The sequence below is a fragment of the Variovorax cryoconiti genome, assembly GCF_051216395.1.
Classification (GTDB): domain Bacteria; phylum Pseudomonadota; class Gammaproteobacteria; order Burkholderiales; family Burkholderiaceae_C; genus Variovorax.
Genome location: NZ_JBPJZI010000014.1, coordinates 102537 through 118939 on the forward strand (window position 1 = coordinate 102537; position 16403 = coordinate 118939).

The window sequence follows — 16403 nt, forward strand, 5'->3', positions numbered from 1 at the left end:
ACGATGGGCGTATATTCTTTAGATGTGAATCTATCCACAATCATGAATAACCCTAGACAAGCAAGCACTGTGCCGGCCCCGACCGTGCCGCGGCGCTTCGTCGATGACTACCTGCCGGCGCTGCTGGCCCAAGCCAGCCACCTGATCTCTTCGGAGTTCCACAAGGTCGCGCGGGAACACGGTTTTTCGGTGTCGGAGTGGCGGGTCATGGCCTCGCTGGCCGGGGGCCAGGCGCTGAGCATCGGCCGCCTGGCGCAGGTCGCGGTGATGAAGCAGCCGACCGTCACGCGCATGCTCGACCGCATGGCGGCCAAGGGCCATGTCGAACGCCTGCCCCACGACAGTGACCGCCGCATCACGCTGGTGCGCATCACCGACGACGGCGAGCGCACGGTGGCGCAGCTGACGGAACTGGCCACCGAGCACGAGCGGCGCGTGCTCGAGCCCTTCGGCCTCCAGAGCGCCGAGGCCTTGAAGAACACGCTGCGACGCATGATCGAACTGCACGAGAACGCCGCGTCCGAGGTGACGGACGACGACGACTGAGCGGCCGGGCGCGCCTCAGTGTGCGGCGTCGAGGAAGTCGATCACCGCCTGGGCGAAGGCCTCGGGCAGCTGGTCCGGCAGCGGCACCATGCCGCCTTCGATGTCGACGATGCGCGCATCGGCCAGGTGTGCGGCCAGTTCGGCCGCGTGCGGCGATGCGAAGGGGTCGGACGGCGCGCGCAGGACGAGCGTGGGCTGGCGCACCTGGGCGATGCGGTCCTCCATGCGGTATTGCGCCACCGCGCGGTGGCCGCCCTCGAGCGGGCCGGACAGCTTGAGCGCATCCGCCACGAAGGCCTCCAGCAGATCGGGCCGCTGCGCCGGGTAGAAGCCCTGGCGCTTCTGCCACAACGCGGCGAGGTGCGTGCCGTCCTCGCTGGGCGCCACCTCGTCGATCGGCGGCCTTCCGGCCCGCGCGAGCCGGAAGGCCGCGTCGGTGTAGGGCGTCGAGGAGAGCACCAGCCGTCCCACACGCGCGGCGTGCGCGGCCGCCAGCTCCACAGCAATCACGCCGCCGGTGTGGTGCCCCACGACATGCGTGCGCGCGATGCCCAGCGCATCGAGCAGTTCCACCGCCACCGCGGCCCAGGCCTCGATGCTCGGCGGCCAGGGCGGTGCGCAGGAGTCGCCGAAGCCGACGGTGTCCATCGCGATCGCGCGGTAGCGCAGGCCCAGCAGCGGCAGCACCGCGCGGTACTCGGCCCAGCTGCGCGGCGTCTGGTGGAGCAGCAGCACCACGGGCCGTTCGGCATCGCCACAGTGCGCGTAGTGCACCTGCCCGACGGAGAGGTCCGCGAAGGCGCGGCGGATCGGCGGCACGGCCTCAGTCCCGGGTGTGCTCGGCCGGCGGCTGCCACAGCCCCGCGTGACGGAGCATGCCGAGGGTGCGCAGCAGCACGTCGGCCCGGTAGGCGCCGACGTCGCGACCGGCGTAGTCGTAGAAGCCGCTGCCGGTCTTCAGCCCGAGCCGGCCCTCGTCCATCATCCGGCCGAGGATGGCCGGCGCGCGGTAGCGCTCGGCATCGATCGACGCCGACATCTCGCGGCTGGCGTGGTGCAGGATGTCCGCGCCGCCGAAGTCGATGAACTCCACCACGCCAAGCGCGGCAAAACGCAGGCCGAGGCCGAAGCGGGTGGCCTTGTCGATCTCCTCGGCCGTGGCCGCGCCCTCCTCGATCATCCGCGCCGCCTCGTTCATCACCAGTGCCTGCAGCCGCGGCACGATGTAGCCGGGCGTCGGCCCGCAGACCACCGGCAGCTTGCCGATCGATTCCATCAACGCCTTGGCGCGTGCCAGCACCACGGGATCGGTGCCGGCATGGTGGCTCAGCTCGACGACCGGAATCAGGTAGGCCGGGTTGAGCCAGTGGATGTTCAGGAAGCGCTCGGGCCGCTCGACGAATTCGGCAATCTGCGTGACCAGGATGCTGCTGGTGGTCGAGGTGAGGATGGCATCGGGGCGGCAGTGCGCGTTGATGTGGGCGAAGGCCTCGCGCTTGGCCGCCAGGGTTTCGGGCACGCCTTCGAACACCAGTTCCGCACCGGCCAGTGCAGCCGCCGCGCCGTTCGCGTCGAACATCTCCACCCGTGCGGCGATCACATCGACCTGTGCCGCGTCGACCACGCCGAGCCGTGCCAAGCCGGCCAGGCTGCCCGTGATCTCGGCACGTGCCTCGTCGTGCAGCGTGCGCCAGGCCTCGGGGGTGCGCTCGCGCAGGTCGATCAAAGCCACGCGGTACCCGGCATAGGCGAAGGCGATCGCGATGCCGCGGCCCATGCGGCCGGCCCCCACGGCGGCGAAGCGTGGCGGCGGCGCCGCGGGCTCAGGTGCCGTCATGCAGCCGCGCCTGGAGCGCCTCCGGCGCGAGCCCAGCCAGGCCGAGCGCCTCGAAGCTGCGCGGCCCTTGGCGCAGGTCGCGCCCGAGGAAGCCGCCGACGATGGCCAGCAGGCCGTGCGCGATCGGTGCATCGACACCCGCATGGCGTGCCGCCGAGGCCAGGAAGGCCAGGCCCAGCACCGTGTCCTCGGTGATGTAGCGATGCGTGTGCAGGTCGATGTGCTCGCGCCAGTCGCCCGACTTCACCAGCTTCTTGTGGGCATCGCCGTACATCCAGCGATCGTTGTCGTAGTGGTCGCGCAGCGGATAGTGCGGGCCGCCATAGCCGAAGGCCTCGCGCACCGCGATGCGCTCCTGGTCGAGCTGGTCGGTGACGGCGCGCACCGACGGCTGCGTGCCTTCGTTGTGGATGTCCCAGCGCTCGAAGTGCTGCAGCGGCGCCGCGTTCATCACCATCAGCGGCGGGTGGATGATCGGGCCGGCATTCATCAGCGCGCCCGACAGCGCGTCGCCGCAGCCGTGCACGCTGGGGTAGGCCTGGCGGATCACCGCGATGGCGGTGTCGGCCTGGCGCGCCGGGTAGACCCCGGTGGGCAGCCGCAGCGCGCGGATGGTGAGGTTCACCTCGCGCTCGCCGTGCTTGCGCGCCAGGTAGGGCAGCGTGCCGGTCTCGGCCCAGGCCACGTCCGCGCGGCTGCCCGCCTCGCGCACCAGCCCGGCCATCACCACGCTGCCGAAGGTGCCCGGCGGCAGGAACACCACCTGGCCGTCGGCCAGGTGCGGTGCCATCGCACGTGCGATGTCGGCCTGTGCGACGGCCGGGGACGGCACCACGATGAGTTCGGCCTCGCGCAGCGCGGCACCGATGTCGGCGGTGGCCAGCGCGATCGGCACGTCGCGCGCACCATCGGCGTCCTTCAGGCGGATCGAGCCCGCCTCTTGCACCGCGGAAAGGGCCGCCGCATCGCGGCGCCACAGCCGGACCTCGTGACCAGATTCGGAGAGATCGGCGGCCGCGGCATAACAGCCATGGCCACCGCCCAGGACGGCAATCTTCATGTACACGCACTCCTTGACGAGGAAAGGAGGACGTCGGTGCTACCGACGACCCGGCGTCAGTACATTACTTTTCAAATGTTTATGTGTCAACGGTTCATGCAGGCGCCGGGAACGTCGGGGTCACGTCCACCCCGAGGGTCGCCAGCCGCTTGCGCATCGACAGCACCGCCTGGTCCTTGCTGAGCAACTGCGCCGCCTCGGCCACGGCGAGGTCGATGAAGATCTGGTCGTCCGGGTCCTTGCAGACGAAGCGTGCGCGGGCCGGCACGTCCGTCACGGTGTGCACCTGCGCGTCGAAGGCGGCCATCACCGCGTCGGCCTGCCGTGCGTCTTTCTGAAGGCGCCGCGCGATCAGCGGGTAGCCGAGTACGCGCAGCAGTTCGTCGCGCATGGGCGCCGTCGCCAGCCAGCGCAACGCGCCCGCCGCGAGCGCCGCACGCAGCGGGGCCCAGCGCGGGTCGTCGAAGACCAGGAGGTCGAGGACGATGTTGGTGTCGATGACGATGGGGCTCGCGCCCCCCGCCGGCGCCGCGCTCAACGCTCGATCGTCAATGCCACGCCCATGCCGCCGCCGATGCACAGCGAGGCGATGCCCTTCTTGGCGTCGCGGCGCTGCATCTCGTGCAGCAGCGTCACCAGGATGCGGCAGCCGGACGCGCCGATCGGGTGGCCGATGGCGATGGCGCCGCCGTTCACGTTGACCTTGCTCACGTCCCAGCCCATCTCGCGGTTCACCGCGCAGGCCTGGGCCGCGAAGGCCTCGTTGATCTCGAGCAGGTCGAGGTCGGCGGCCTTCCAGCCGGCGCGCTGCAGCGCCTTGGTCGACGCCGGCACCGGGCCCATGCCCATGATGGCCGGGTCGAGGCCGGCGGTGGCGTAGCTGGCGATGCGGCCCAGCGGCGTGAGGCCGAGTGCGGCCGCCTTCTTCGCCGACATCACGACCACGGCAGCGGCGCCGTCGTTCAGGCCCGAGGCATTGCCGGCCGTCACGCCGCCGGCCTTGTCGAAGGCAGGGCGCAGCGCGGCCAGGCCTTCGGCGCTCGACTTGCGGTTGATGAACTCGTCCTGTTCGAAGACGACCGGGTCGCCCTTCTTCTGCGGGATGGTGACGGCGGTGATCTCGTCCTTGAACCTGCCGGCGTCCTGCGCGGCGGCGGCCTTGGTCTGGCTGCCCAGCGCCAGTTCGTCCTGCGCGTCGCGGCTGATCTCGTACTTCTTGGCCACATTCTCGGCCGTGATGCCCATGTGGTACTGGTTGTACACGTCCCACAAGCCGTCGACGATCATGGTGTCGACCAGCTTCCAGTCGCCCATGCGCTGGCCGTTGCGCGAATTGGGCAGCACGTGCGGCGCCAGGCTCATGCTTTCCTGGCCGCCGGCGACGACGATCTCGCTGTCGCCGGTGGCGATGGCCTGCGCGGCCAGCATCACGGCCTTCAGGCCCGAGCCGCACACGGCGTTGATGGTGAGCGCCGGCGTTTCCTTCACGCCGCCGCTCTTGAGCCAGGCCTGGCGGGCCGGGTTCTGGCCGACGCCCGCGGCCAGCACCTGGCCCATGATGGCTTCGCCGATCTGCTCGGGCGACAGCTTGGCGCGCGCCAGCGCTTCCTTGATCACGAGGGCGCCGAGCTCGGTGGCGGGAATGCCGGCGAGCGAGCCGCCGAACTTGCCGACGGCCGTGCGCGTGGCGGAAACGATGACGATGTCTTCCATGGAGTTCTCCGTTGCGTGATGTGAGTGAGGATTCTTCGGATGCGCGCTGTCAGGCCTTCGCCTTGACGTAGCTGCCCGGCGCCGGTTCGCTCGCCTGGTAGGCGCGACCCTTGCCATACGCCTTGGGTGCGGCGATCTGCTTCCCGCCGAGCGGCTTGAGCCACTGCGACCAGTCGGTCCACCAGCTGCCCGGATGCTCGACGGCACCGGCCAGCCATTCGGCCTGCGTGGCCGGCAGTTGGCCATCGGCGCGGATCCAGTGGCTGCGCTTCTTCTTCGCGGGCGGGTTGATCACGCCGGCGATGTGGCCCGACGCGCCCATGACGAAGCGCTTCTTGCCACTCAGCAATTGAGTCGATGCGTAAGCGCCGCCGATCGGCACGATGTGGTCTTCGCGCGAGCCGTAGACGTAGGCCGGGATGTCGATGCGGCCGAGATCGATCTTCTCGCCGCACACCGTCAACGCGTTCGGCACCGCCAGCTTGTTCTCGAGGTAGGTGTTGCGCAGGTACCAGGCGTAGAACGGGCCCGGCAGGTTGGTGGCGTCGCAGTTCCAGTAGAGCAGGTCGAAGGGCGGCGGCGTCTCGCCCTTGAGGTAGTTGCCGACCACGTAGTTCCACACCAGATCGTTCGGCCGCAGGAAGCTGAAGGTCGACGACAGGTCCATGCCCGGCAGCAGGCCGCTCTTGCCCATCTGCATCTCGCGGAACTGCACCATCGCCTCGTCGATGAAGATGTCGAGGATGCCGGTGTCGGTGAAGTCCAGCAGCGTGGTCAGCAGCGTGACCGAGGCGGCCGGCTTCTCGCCACGTGCGGCCAGCACGGCCAGCGCGGTGCCCAGGATGGTGCCACCCACGCAGAAGCCGAGCGCGTTGATCTGCTTGCTCCCGCCGATCTCCTGCACCACGTGGATGGCCTTGATCGCGGCGTCCTCGATGTAGCGGTCCCAGGTGAATTCGCGCATCGACTCGTCGGGGTTGCGCCAGCTCACCACGAACACGCGGTGGCCCTGCTCCACCGCATAGCGGATCAGCGAGTTCTCGGGCTGCAGGTCGAGGATGTAGAACTTGTTGATGCACGGCGGCACCAGCAGGAAGGGGCGCTCGTAGACCTTGGCGGTCAGCGGCTTGTATTCGAGCAGCTGGAACAGTTCGTTCTCGAACACCACCGCGCCTTCGGTGGTCGCGACGTTGCGGCCGACCTCGAAGGCGCTCTCGTCGGTCATGCTCAGGTGGCCCTGGCGGACGTCGTGCACCAGGTTCTGGATGCCCTTGGCAATGCTCTCGCCCTGGCTGACCAGCGCCTTGCGCTGGGCTTCGGCGTTGAAGGCGAGCGAGTTGCTGGGCGACGAGGCCGCCAGCCACTGTTCGATGGCGAAGCGCAGGCGGGCGCGGGTCTTGGCGTCGGTATCGATCGCATCGGCCATGCCGAGCAGGGTGCGCGCATTGAGCAGATACACCGCCGCGGCGAAAGCCGACAGCGGGTTGTCGGTCCACGCCTCATTGGAAAAGCGCCGGTCGCCGGCCGGCGCGGCGGCAAAGCCCTGGCGCCAGAGTTCACCGGCTTCGGCGACGTACTGTTCCTGGATGGCCTTGAGCTTGTCCGGTGCGAACGCGAGTCGCGGCATCTCGGGCGCGGCGCCCGCGACGCCCATCGACGGCAAGGAATCGATGGCCTTCTGCCAGCCTTGCGTCAGCGCCTGCTGAAATGGTGCGAAGGCGTCTGCGGATGGGGCCTGTTGCTTCATGAAGTCTCCTGATCCCTGGCCGGGTCGATTCTGCTTTTGAGTATGCTGCATTCACCGCTCCCCGCAAACCGAACATGTACATCGTCATCATCGCCTGGCTCTACGTCACCCTGATGATGGCGGTGGCCGAAGCCACGAATTCGAACGGCACGGTGCTGGGTGCGATCTTCACCTTTCTACTCTACGGCGTGCTGCCGCTCGCATTGGTGGTTTACCTGTTGAACACGCCGGCGCGTCGGCGTGTTTTGAAGGAACGCGAAGCCGCGGCACAGGAAGAAGCGCGCCGGGTTGCGGCTTCAATCGCGCCAGACGGCAGCAGCGAAGCGTCCGCTGACCCTGTCGCGCCGGTGCGAGAAAAAACGTAACGGGTTGCGCACGGTGCACCAGGCATCGCTGCCGTCGTTGCCGTACGCCGCCTCGACGCCCGCCGCACGCAGCCGCTGACGCGCCAGCGCCGTCAGATCGGCCCACCACTTGCCCGGCACCGGGCCGGGCCGGAAGCAGGACGCGGCGTCGGCGGACTGCGCCACGAACGCCGCCCGGACCTCGTCGCCCACCTCGAAGGCATTCGGCCCGATGCAGGGGCCGAGCCAGGCCATCGGCGGCGTATCGCCGAAGACGGCCGCCGTGCGCTCCAGCACGCCGGCCGCCAGCCCGCGCCAGCCGGCATGGGCGGCAGCGACGCGCCGGCCCTCGCTGTCGGTGAAAAGCACCGGCAGGCAGTCGGCCACCATGATCGTGCAGGCGACACCCGCGTCGGCGGCGGTGCAGGCATCGGCCACGGCGCCATCGGGCGTGGCCACATCGATCGGCAGCACGTCGATGCCATGCACCTGCTGCAGGAACACCGGCCGCACGCCGATCGCCGTCTGCAACTGGGCGCGGTTGGCGGCGACGTTCACAGGTTCATCGCCGACGTGCCCGCCAAGGTTCAGTCCACCCAACGCGCCTTGCGACACCCCGCCCGCCCGCGTGGTGCACACGGCACGGACGCCCGCGGGCGCCGGCCAGTCCGGCACGAGCCAGTCGTGCATCAGGACTCTGCGTCGGGGCAGCGGGCCGGCTGAGCGCGCTGCACCGCATCGGTTTGCATCGCGGCTTCGTACGCTGCCATGGTGCGCGGCAGGCCGCTCAGGTCGCAATCGAAGCGCTGCGCATTGAAGATCTGCGGCACCAGGCAGCAGTCGGCCAGGGTGAGCGTGTTGCCGTAGCAGTAGATGCCGGCGGGCTGCTCGCCCAGCTGGCGCTCGAAGGCCTCCAGGCCCTCGCGCACCCAGTGGCGGTACCAGGTGTTCTTGGCGGTCTCGTCGAGCTTGAGTTCCTTCACCAGGTACTTCAGCACGCGCAGGTTGTTGATCGGGTGGATCTCGCACGCGATGATCTGCGACAGCGCCCGCACGCGCGCCCGGCCCACCGGGTCGTGCGGCAGCAGCGGCGGCTCGGGGTTGATCTCGTCGAGGTACTCGATGATGGCCATCGACTGCGAGATGCGCTCGCCGCCGGACGATTCGTCCTCCTCCAGCAGCGGCACCAGCTGCTCGGGCGCAATGTCCGAGAACGGCGGCTGGTGGTGCTCGCCGCGGGCGATGTGCACCGGCACGTAGTCGTAGGCCAGCCCCTTGATGTTGAGCGCGATGCGCACGCGAAAAGAGGCGGACGAGCGGAAGTAGTTGTGCAGCTTCATCATGGCTGCAAGCATAGCCGCAGCATTGTCCTGCACCCTGCCTGTTCCACCTCTGGCAAACTGGTGTTCTCCCGCATTCATCAGGACGAACCAACAATGGCTTCCGAGTACGTTTTCCTTGCGCCGGCCGTGGTCAGCCTCCCCGTCGTCGGCCAACCCGCCCGCTTCCCGGTGCACCGCATCTACTGCGTGGGCCGCAACTACGAAGATCACGCCAAGGAAATGGGCTTCACCGGCCGCGAGCCGCCCTTCTTCTTCATGAAGCCGGCCGACGCGGTGGTGGTGGTCGATGCCGGCCAGACCGGCAGCATGGCCTACCCCACGCTCACCAAAAACCTGCACCACGAGATCGAGCTCGTCGTGGCGATCGGCACCGGCGGCAAGAACATCTTGGCGGCCGACGCGCACAAGCACATCTTCGGCTACGCCGTCGGCCTGGACATGACCCGCCGCGACCTGCAGGGCGAGATGAAGAAACAGGGCCGCCCCTGGGACATCGGCAAGAGCTTCGAGCAGAGCGCGCCCATCGGCCCCATCGTGCCGGTGGCCGCCGCCGGCGATGCACCCAATGCCGAGATCGCATTGCAGGTGAACGGCGAAGACCGTCAGCGCAGCACGGTCAGCAAGCTGATCTGGAACATCGGTGAGACCATCGAGCACCTGTCGGCCGCCTGGGAGCTGCAGCCCGGCGACCTGATCATGACCGGCACGCCCGAAGGCGTCGGCGCCGTGGTGGCCGGCGACACGCTGGTCGGCACCGTCGCCGGCCTGCCGACACTGACCGTCAAGATCGTCTGATCGATGTCGGTCGTCCACCTGCCCATCAAGCACTGCAAGAACTGCGGCACCGCGGTGGTCTACCGCGTGCCGGACGACGGCGACACGCGCGAGCGTGCCGTGTGCCCGGCCTGCCACACGATCCACTACGAGAACCCGACCAACGTGGTGGGCACCATCCCCGTGCTGGGGGACAGGGTGCTGCTGTGCAAGCGGAACATCGAGCCGCGCTGGGGCAAGTGGACGCTGCCGGCCGGCTTCATGGAGCTGAACGAGAGCACGTCGCAGGGTGCGGCGCGCGAGACCGATGAAGAGGCCGGTGCCCATTTCGAGATGGAAGGCCTGTTCTCGGTGATGAGCGTGGTGCGCGTGGGCCAGGTCCACATGTTCTACCGCGCCCGCCTGCTCGACGACGTGTTCGACCCCGGCCACGAGACCATCGAGGCGAAGCTCTTCACCGAGGAAGAGATTCCCTGGGACGAGATCGCCTTCCGCACGGTGCGCGAGACCCTGCGCTTCTACTTCGAAGACCGCCAGCGCGGCAGCTTCGACCGCGTCCACACGCTGGACATCGTTTGAAAGCCCGCATGAAGCAACGTCTGGCCCTTCTCCTTCTCGGCGCGCTGGCCGCCAGCGCGGCCGCGGCCGAACAGGTGGGCGAAGTCGACACCGTCTTCAAGCTGATCGGCCCCGACCACAAGATCGTGGTCGAGGCCTACGACGACCCCAAGGTCGCCGGCGTGACCTGCTACGTCTCGCGCGCCAAGACCGGCGGCGTGTCGGGCGCGCTGGGCCTGGCCGAGGACAAGGCCGAAGCCTCGATCGCCTGCCGCCAGGTCGGCCCGGTGAGCTTCACCGAGCCGCTCAAGAAGCGCGACGAGATTTTCAGCGAACGCCAATCGATCATGTTCAAGCGCCTGCGCGTGGTGCGCATGGTCGACGCCAAGCGCAACACGCTCATCTACCTGAGCTACTCCGACCGCCTGATCGAAGGCTCGCCGCAGAACAGCGTGACGGCCGTGCCGGTCGACCGCGCCACCGTCATCCCCGTCAAGTAGCAAAGGCGATCCGCCACGGATGAACGAGCCCCCCGAAGCGCCGGGAAATGCCGTCCGCGAACTCTATGCAGCGCTCTGGCGCTTCGCCGACGGCGCGCGCGGACAGTTGCTGGGCGCGACCGCGCTGCTGACTGCGTCGCAGCTGGTCAAGCTCACGCTGCCCTACCTCGCCGGCCAGGCGATCAACGAATTGCAGCGCGGCAACCTGCGCGGTGCCGGTGGCTGGATCGCCACGCTGACCGGCGTCTACCTGCTGTCGTGGATGCTGCACGGCCCCGGGCGCATCCTGGAGCGCAACGTCGGCGTGCGGGTGCGCGAATCGCTGGCCGACCAGCTCTACACACGGCTCGCCGCGGCGCCGCTGGTGTGGCATGACGGCCACCACTCGGGCGAGCTGCAGCATCGCGTGCACCAGGCCAGCCGCGCGCTGTCGGACTTCGCGCAGAACCAGTTCATCTGGCTGAACAACGCGGTGAGCATCGTGGGGCCGCTGGTGGCGCTCACGCTGCTGTCGCGCGCCAGCGGTGCCACCGCACTCGTGGGCTACGTGCTGATCGGCCTGATCATCCTGCGCATCGACAAGGCCCTCATGCGCCTCGCGCGCACCGAGAACGACGCCGACCGCCGCTACGTCGCGGCGCTGCTGGACTTCATCGGCAATGCATCGACCGTGATCGGCCTGCGGCTGCAGGGCGCGTCGCGGCTGCTGCTGCGGGCGCGCATGGCGGCCATCTCGGTGCCGCTCAAGCGCACCGTGGTGCTCAACGAGGGCAAGTGGTTCGTGGTCGACATGCTGGGCATGGTGCTGACCTGGGGCCTGGTCGTCATCTACGTCTGGCAATCGCGCACGCCCGGGCAGGCGGTGCTGCTGGGCTCGGTCTTCATGATCTACCAGTACGCGCAGCAGGCCGCGGGCGTGGTGTCGTCGATGGCGGCCAACTTCCAGTTCTTCGCGCGCATGCACACCGACTACGGCAGCGCGGCCCCGATCTGGGACGCGCCCACCGGCCCCGCACTCACCACGCCACCCGAAGAAGTGCCGGCGCACGAGCACATCGATGCGACGACCACGTGGTCGGAACTGCAGGTGACGGGCCTGCGCTGGAGCTACGAGCGCCAGGGCGAGCCGGCCGAGGGCGAGACAGTGCGCAGCGGCCTGAACGACGTGACGCTCGCGCTGCGCCGCGGGCAGCGCATCGCACTGGTCGGTCCCAGCGGCGGCGGCAAGAGCACGCTGCTGCGGCTCTTGGCCGGGCTCTATGCGCCGCAGGCCGGCATGCTGCATTTCGATGGCCAGCCCTTCGAATGGGGGCGGCTGCGGCAGATCGCCACGCTGATTCCGCAGGAGACCGAGGTCTTCGAGGCCAGCGTGCGCGAGAACCTGAGCTTCGGTCGGCCCTGCAGCGACGAACGCATCGAAGCCGCGCTGTACGCCAGCGCCTTCGACGAGGTGCTGAAAGCCAACAAGAGCGACCTCGACTCGCCGCTGTCCGAGCGCGGCTTCAACCTGTCGGGCGGCCAGCGCCAGCGGCTGTGCCTCGCGCGCGGCGTGCTGGCGGCAGAGGGCAGTTCGCTGCTGCTGCTCGACGAACCCACCAGCGCGCTCGACGCCGGCACCGAGGCGCGCGTGCTTGAACGTATCGCCGCGGCCTTCCCCGAGGCCTGCGTGATCGCGTCCATCCACCGGCTCAGCCTGCTGGACCGCTTCGACACCGTGCTCCTGATGGAAGCCGGCCGCGTGCTCGACATCGGCCCACGCAACGCGGTGCTGGCACGCCAGCCGCTGCTGCAGCGCATGGTCCAGCCCCAATGACGGGAACCTCGCCCGTCGAACCCATTCCAAACCGCGCATGCCACCACTGACACACCCCCTGCCCCTGACCTTTCGCATCGGCCTCGCGGCCGCCGCCACCGCGGCCCTGGTGGCCTGCGGCACGACCGGCCCGACCCCGGGCAGCGGCAACCCCGGCGCCGCGGCGCAGGCCAAGCCGCAGTTCATCCGGCCGGCCAGCGGCGCGACGCTCGCGCGCTTCAATGGCAAGTCGAACAAGGGCCTCGACATCGCCGGCAGCGCGGGCGACCCGGTGCTGGCGGCAGCCGACGGCCGCGTGGTCTACACGGGCGGCCAGTTGCGCGGCTACGGCAACATGCTCATCGTGAAGCACAACGAGACCTTCATCACCGCCTACGCGCACAACCAGGTGCTGCTGGTGAAGGAGAACGAGATCGTCCGCCAGGGCCAGAAGATCGCCGAGATGGGCAAGAGCGAAGCCGACCGCGTGAAGCTGCACTTCGAGATCCGCAAGGACGGGAACGCGGTCGACCCCGAGCCCTACCTCAGCGGCAAGCTGCGGTAGAGCCCAGGCGCGCAGCGGCGCGTCAGGCCGAGGTGTCGAGCGTGCTGCCCCGAGTCTGCCCTTCCGACTCGCTGGCCATCTGCGCATAGGCGCGCTGCACCAGCTCGACGAGCTTGTTGCCGCCGAGCGTGCCCTGCGTCGACACGTCCGTCGAGTCGACCTGGGCGCTCAGTGCCTGAACGAAGGCATCCGATTCGGCGCTGCTGACCTCGGAATCGCCGTCCGTGTCGACGGCTTCGAGCAGCGCCTGCACCGCATCGGTCGACACGTTGCCGGCCATCCGTTCGGCCAATGACACCTCGCCGTCTTCATTGGTGTCGAGCGGGTCGTAGGTCGTGACGCCTGCAACGCCGCCACCACCCCCGCCGCCACCCGCACCGCCGGCCGGCGGCGGACCACCGGCGGGGGGCGCACCTTCGGGGCCCGACGGACGCCCCGCCTCGAACTCGGTCTGGCTCAGGCTGCCGTCGCCATCGCTGTCGAGCTTGGCGAACAGTTCATCGCTGGCCACCGTGTCCTCGGTGGACGACGTGCCTTCCGCACCTTCGCCCGTCATCTTGGCCAGGAGGATCTGCATCTCCACCTTGCTGACCAGGCTGTCGCCGTCGGCGTCGGCCTTCGCGAACAGGTCGTCGCCCTTGTCGCCGCCGGGCTTGGGCATCAGGTCCTTCATGCCCTCGGCCAACTCCTCGCCGGACACGCTGCCGTCGCCGTCGGCGTCCATCTTGCCGAACAGCTCGGCCGTGTCGCCGGTCGCGGCGACACCGGTCTTCTCCGCAATGTTGTCGAGGACACCCTGGAGTTCGGTCTTGTCGACACCGCCGCTCTTGTCCGTGTCGGCCTTGGCGAGCATCTTCGCCTGCATCTGACTTCGCATATCGAACCAGCTGTTGCTGGCGCTACTGACCCCGCTGATGGCGCTCATGGTCGTTACCCTCGTCGTTCATGGTTGAGTGAAAGCCACGCCCATCGACGACGAGCAGCGGCACCGGCGATTCTTGGGAGCGTGCGTAAGCTGGGTTTGTCGGTTGTGTACCAAGGCTGATACGAAAGGCCGATTCAGCGCCCGAACAAGCGGCGTTTCCCCCGCCTGCTCGGGCTTTGGCCGTGCGCGGGCGCTACCTAGACTGTTCGGACCCATGAATCCGTCCAACCCGCCCGCACCGCAGATCCTGATCGTCGACGACGACGAAGGCATCACCGAACTGCTGCGGGACTACCTGGCGCGCTTCGGCTTCCAGGTGCATGTGGCGGGCAACGACCTGGCCATGCGCCAGCAGTTGGCCAACCACGCCATCGACCTCCTGGTGCTCGACCTGATGCTGCCGGGCACCGATGGCCTGCAGTTGGCGCGCGAGGTGCGCCGGTCCACGCCGATGCCGATCATCATGCTGACGGCGCGCTCCCACCCGTACGACCGCGTGCTCGGTCTGGAATCGGGCGCCGACGACTACATGGGCAAGCCCTTCGAGCCGCGCGAACTGGTGGCCCGCATCCAGACCGTGCTGCGCCGCGCGAACGGCACGCAGGCGGCCAACGCGCCGCTGCACAGCAACGTGGTCCGCTTCGACGGCTGGGAACTGCACCGCGACGACCGCTGCCTGGTCTCTCCGGCCGGGCTGATGGTGGCCCTGTCCAACGCGGAGTTCCGCCTGCTCTTCACCTTCCTGCAGATGCCGCGCCGTCTCTTCAGCCGCGACCAGCTGATGGAACAGGCGCGCGGCCGCGCGATGGAGTCCTTCGACCGCAGCATCGACCTGCTGGTGTCGCGGCTGCGCCAGAAGCTGGCCGACGACCCGCGCGAGCCGAAGATGATCAAGACGGTGCGCGGTGCCGGCTACCTGTTCAACGTGCGATCGGTGCAGGGCCAGCCCGCCTGGCAGCACGGATGACGCGCGCCTGGGCCCGCCTCGTGCCGAGCAGCCTGTTCGGCCGGCTCGCCTTGCTGCTGTTCGTCGCCGTGCTCGCGAGCCATGTGCTGGCGCTCACGCTCATGTTCGAGCTGCGGCCGCCGCCGCCGCCGGGCGCGCTGCGCCCGGGTCCGCCGCCCGGCATGCACCCCGGCCTGCTGCTCGACATCGGGGTGCGACTCGGCGCGCTGATGCTGGCCGCCTGGATCGGTGCGCGCTGGCTGTCGCAGCCCATCCGCCGGCTCGCTGCGGCCGCACGCGACATCGGGCTCGACATCCGCCGACCGCCCATGGCCGAGCAAGGCACCGAGGAATGCCGCGCCGCCACCCGCGTCTTCAACCAGATGCAGGCGCAGATCTGCCGCCAGCTCGACGAGCGCGACCGCTTCGTCGCTGCCGTGTCGCACGACCTGCGCACGCCGCTGACGCGCCTGGCCCTGCGCGCCGAAGGGCTCGACGACCCGGTCGCACGGCGCGAGTTCGGCCGCGACATCGTCGAGATGAACGACATGATCACGGCCACGCTGGACTACCTGCGCGGTGCCGCCGAACCCGAGGCCTTCGTGCTGCTCGACATCGCCTCGCTGCTGGGCAGCCTGGCCGACGACCGGCAGGCCTGCGGACAGGACGTGGGCCTGACGATGGGCCCGGTGCGACCACTCCGCGCGCAGACCTCGTCGCTGCGCCGCTGCATCGACAACCTGGTCGACAACGCGCTGCGCTACGGCGGCTCGGCGCACATCCACCTGATCGATCACGCCGACCATCTCTGCATCGAGGTGCACGACGAAGGCCCCGGCATTCCGGAGGCCGACCTCGAACGCGTGCTCGAACCCTTCCACCGGCTCGAAGCCTCGCGCAACCGCCACCACGGCGGCGTCGGCCTGGGCCTGGCGATTGCGCACGACATCGCGCGGCACCACAAGGGACAGCTGAGCCTGCGCAACGCCGAGCCGACTGGGCTCATCGCCGCGCTGACGCTACCGCGCCGCCGCGCCGCGACCTAGCGTGGGATCGCACAGATGCAGATCCGGCACTCGGCGACAACTCAACGGCTTACGCACTCACGCCGGCCCGCGACGCGCGGTCGCCCCCACACGAGTTGGGCCAGCTTGATCACGCAACAAAGTTGATGAGCCTTCTTGCTGCGCACCGACCATCTGCTTTTCGGCAATGTCTACAGCCGCTTTGGGCCGAGGCTGTGTGAAAACTCCTTTCGACCCTGTTTTCAGGGGTCCTCGACCCCCTGACCTATTCGAGAAAATGCAACCTGAGCCCATCTGAGAGGTCGAGTTTCGGAGTGATGCCCTCCGCATTGAGTTTTCACACAGCCTCGGCCCGAAGCCGTCTCTCAACGTGAAGGTAACCGGCCTCGCGCGTCTTTTCGCGCGAGGTCCGTGTTGACCGCAGGGTTAGGCGGCGAATACATCATGAGTACGGAAACTCCAGTCCCTTCAACCAATGCTCGTTTCCGAATTGGTCAATGATCGCAACATCGGCCTTGAACAGTTGTCCCTTTTGACGCACAGGCGGTTGCACAAAAAAGTCGAAACGAAGATCACTGACGCCCCCCTGCGGAATGACGTGCTTGGTACCGTGAATCGCCCCGGATTCCCTAGACACTGTTGAGCCGTTGGGAATGGCGTCGTTCGAACTCTACCGGCGAAGTATCTCCGGCAGTGCCGTGGCGCCGCTTTGGGTTGTAGAACATCTC

At 68.6% G+C, this 16403-nt stretch carries 18 protein-coding genes; 9 read left to right on the forward strand and 9 right to left on the reverse strand.

Features of this window, described 5'->3' with window-relative positions; all coding sequences use genetic code 11:
- Positions 1–42 precede the first annotated feature (42 nt).
- On the forward strand, positions 43–546 hold the full coding sequence (locus ACSFA2_RS24245) for a MarR family winged helix-turn-helix transcriptional regulator (RefSeq protein ID WP_435457884.1): 504 nt from the start codon (positions 43–45) through the stop codon (positions 544–546).
- A 15-nt stretch (positions 547–561) separates the two neighbouring features.
- On the opposite strand, the gene ACSFA2_RS24250 is transcribed toward ACSFA2_RS24245, so the two are convergent.
- The 6 genes from ACSFA2_RS24250 to phaC all read right to left on the reverse strand — a co-directional run bounded on the left by ACSFA2_RS24250 (position 562) and on the right by phaC (position 6903).
- Positions 562–1365, reverse strand: a complete 804-nt coding sequence (locus tag ACSFA2_RS24250) for an alpha/beta fold hydrolase (protein ID WP_435457885.1) — start codon at positions 1363–1365, stop codon at positions 562–564.
- 4 nt (positions 1366–1369) lie between these two features.
- Entirely contained in the window at positions 1370–2383 is a 1014-nt protein-coding gene (locus ACSFA2_RS24255; RefSeq protein WP_435457886.1) for a 3-hydroxybutyryl-CoA dehydrogenase, read from the reverse strand.
- Positions 2370–3443, reverse strand: coding sequence for an NAD/NADP octopine/nopaline dehydrogenase family protein (locus ACSFA2_RS24260; RefSeq protein WP_435457887.1), 1074 nt, complete (start codon positions 3441–3443; stop codon positions 2370–2372). The genes ACSFA2_RS24255 and ACSFA2_RS24260 overlap by 14 nt, the downstream gene beginning before the upstream one ends.
- 94 nt (positions 3444–3537) lie before the next feature.
- Positions 3538–3981 carry a PIN domain-containing protein gene (locus ACSFA2_RS24265; RefSeq protein ID WP_435457888.1) on the reverse strand — a complete coding sequence of 148 codons (444 nt, stop codon included), beginning with the start codon at positions 3979–3981 and terminating at the stop codon, positions 3538–3540.
- A complete protein-coding gene (locus ACSFA2_RS24270; protein ID WP_435457889.1) occupies positions 3978–5156 on the reverse strand; it encodes an acetyl-CoA C-acetyltransferase in 1179 nt (392 codons plus the stop codon). The genes ACSFA2_RS24265 and ACSFA2_RS24270 overlap by 4 nt, the downstream gene beginning before the upstream one ends.
- Positions 5157–5205: 49 nt before the next feature.
- Positions 5206–6903 carry a class I poly(R)-hydroxyalkanoic acid synthase gene (phaC, locus tag ACSFA2_RS24275; protein ID WP_435457890.1) on the reverse strand — a complete coding sequence of 566 codons (1698 nt, stop codon included), beginning with the start codon at positions 6901–6903 and terminating at the stop codon, positions 5206–5208.
- A 74-nt stretch (positions 6904–6977) separates the two neighbouring features.
- Here phaC and ACSFA2_RS24280 point away from each other — a divergent pair, with 74 nt between their 5' ends.
- Entirely contained in the window at positions 6978–7268 is a 291-nt protein-coding gene (locus tag ACSFA2_RS24280) for a hypothetical protein (protein ID WP_435457891.1), read from the forward strand.
- Here the strand turns inward: ACSFA2_RS24280 and pgeF are convergent.
- Complete coding sequence (gene pgeF, locus ACSFA2_RS24285; RefSeq protein ID WP_435457892.1) at positions 7200–7937, reverse strand: peptidoglycan editing factor PgeF; 738 nt, start codon at positions 7935–7937, stop codon at positions 7200–7202. The genes ACSFA2_RS24280 and pgeF overlap by 69 nt on opposite strands.
- Complete coding sequence (gene maiA / locus ACSFA2_RS24290; protein ID WP_435457904.1) at positions 7937–8587, reverse strand: maleylacetoacetate isomerase; 651 nt, start codon at positions 8585–8587, stop codon at positions 7937–7939. The genes pgeF and maiA overlap by 1 nt, the downstream gene beginning before the upstream one ends.
- 96 nt (positions 8588–8683) lie before the next feature.
- Here maiA and ACSFA2_RS24295 point away from each other — a divergent pair, with 96 nt between their 5' ends.
- From ACSFA2_RS24295 to ACSFA2_RS24315, 5 genes are read left to right on the forward strand one after another with little or no spacing between them, the layout of a single operon-like run.
- Positions 8684–9385, forward strand: a complete 702-nt coding sequence (locus ACSFA2_RS24295) for a fumarylacetoacetate hydrolase family protein (RefSeq protein ID WP_435457893.1) — start codon at positions 8684–8686, stop codon at positions 9383–9385.
- A 3-nt stretch (positions 9386–9388) separates the two neighbouring features.
- A complete protein-coding gene (locus ACSFA2_RS24300) occupies positions 9389–9943 on the forward strand; it encodes an NUDIX hydrolase (RefSeq protein ID WP_435457894.1) in 555 nt (184 codons plus the stop codon).
- Positions 9944–9951: 8 nt separating this feature from the next.
- A complete protein-coding gene (locus tag ACSFA2_RS24305) occupies positions 9952–10422 on the forward strand; it encodes a CreA family protein (RefSeq protein ID WP_435457895.1) in 471 nt (156 codons plus the stop codon).
- Positions 10423–10441: 19 nt separating this feature from the next.
- Entirely contained in the window at positions 10442–12235 is a 1794-nt protein-coding gene (locus ACSFA2_RS24310; protein WP_435457896.1) for an ABC transporter ATP-binding protein, read from the forward strand.
- A gap of 37 nt (positions 12236–12272) precedes the next feature.
- The gene (locus ACSFA2_RS24315) at positions 12273–12779 is read left to right on the forward strand and encodes a murein hydrolase activator EnvC family protein (RefSeq protein WP_435457897.1); all 507 of its coding nucleotides are present in this window, start codon (positions 12273–12275) and stop codon (positions 12777–12779) included.
- A gap of 22 nt (positions 12780–12801) precedes the next feature.
- Here the strand turns inward: ACSFA2_RS24315 and xopAW are convergent, their stop codons facing one another.
- Positions 12802–13704 carry a XopAW family type III secretion system calcium-binding effector gene (gene xopAW, locus ACSFA2_RS24320; protein ID WP_435457898.1) on the reverse strand — a complete coding sequence of 301 codons (903 nt, stop codon included), beginning with the start codon at positions 13702–13704 and terminating at the stop codon, positions 12802–12804.
- A 214-nt stretch (positions 13705–13918) separates the two neighbouring features.
- On the opposite strand from xopAW, the gene ACSFA2_RS24325 reads away from it, so the two are divergent.
- A complete protein-coding gene (locus tag ACSFA2_RS24325) occupies positions 13919–14671 on the forward strand; it encodes a response regulator (RefSeq protein WP_435457899.1) in 753 nt (250 codons plus the stop codon).
- Positions 14668–15696, forward strand: a complete 1029-nt coding sequence (locus tag ACSFA2_RS24330; RefSeq protein ID WP_435457900.1) for an ATP-binding protein — start codon at positions 14668–14670, stop codon at positions 15694–15696. Before ACSFA2_RS24325 ends, ACSFA2_RS24330 begins: the two co-directional genes overlap by 4 nt.
- Positions 15697–16403: the final 707 nt, after the last annotated feature.

Coding starts and splice junctions, on each gene's coding strand:
- ACSFA2_RS24245 (WP_435457884.1), top strand. CDS start 43: ATGAATAACCCTAGACAAGCAAGCACTGTGCCGGCCCCGACCGTGCCG.
- ACSFA2_RS24255 (WP_435457886.1), bottom strand. CDS start 2,383: ATGACGGCACCTGAGCCCGCGGCGCCGCCGCCACGCTTCGCCGCCGTG.
- ACSFA2_RS24260 (WP_435457887.1), bottom strand. CDS start 3,443: ATGAAGATTGCCGTCCTGGGCGGTGGCCATGGCTGTTATGCCGCGGCC.
- ACSFA2_RS24270 (WP_435457889.1), bottom strand. CDS start 5,156: ATGGAAGACATCGTCATCGTTTCCGCCACGCGCACGGCCGTCGGCAAG.
- phaC (WP_435457890.1), bottom strand. CDS start 6,903: ATGAAGCAACAGGCCCCATCCGCAGACGCCTTCGCACCATTTCAGCAG.
- ACSFA2_RS24280 (WP_435457891.1), top strand. CDS start 6,978: ATGTACATCGTCATCATCGCCTGGCTCTACGTCACCCTGATGATGGCG.
- pgeF (WP_435457892.1), bottom strand. CDS start 7,937: ATGCACGACTGGCTCGTGCCGGACTGGCCGGCGCCCGCGGGCGTCCGT.
- maiA (WP_435457904.1), bottom strand. CDS start 8,587: ATGAAGCTGCACAACTACTTCCGCTCGTCCGCCTCTTTTCGCGTGCGC.
- ACSFA2_RS24295 (WP_435457893.1), top strand. CDS start 8,684: ATGGCTTCCGAGTACGTTTTCCTTGCGCCGGCCGTGGTCAGCCTCCCC.
- ACSFA2_RS24300 (WP_435457894.1), top strand. CDS start 9,389: ATGTCGGTCGTCCACCTGCCCATCAAGCACTGCAAGAACTGCGGCACC.
- ACSFA2_RS24305 (WP_435457895.1), top strand. CDS start 9,952: ATGAAGCAACGTCTGGCCCTTCTCCTTCTCGGCGCGCTGGCCGCCAGC.
- ACSFA2_RS24310 (WP_435457896.1), top strand. CDS start 10,442: ATGAACGAGCCCCCCGAAGCGCCGGGAAATGCCGTCCGCGAACTCTAT.
- ACSFA2_RS24315 (WP_435457897.1), top strand. CDS start 12,273: ATGCCACCACTGACACACCCCCTGCCCCTGACCTTTCGCATCGGCCTC.
- xopAW (WP_435457898.1), bottom strand. CDS start 13,704: ATGAGCGCCATCAGCGGGGTCAGTAGCGCCAGCAACAGCTGGTTCGAT.
- ACSFA2_RS24325 (WP_435457899.1), top strand. CDS start 13,919: ATGAATCCGTCCAACCCGCCCGCACCGCAGATCCTGATCGTCGACGAC.
- ACSFA2_RS24330 (WP_435457900.1), top strand. CDS start 14,668: ATGACGCGCGCCTGGGCCCGCCTCGTGCCGAGCAGCCTGTTCGGCCGG.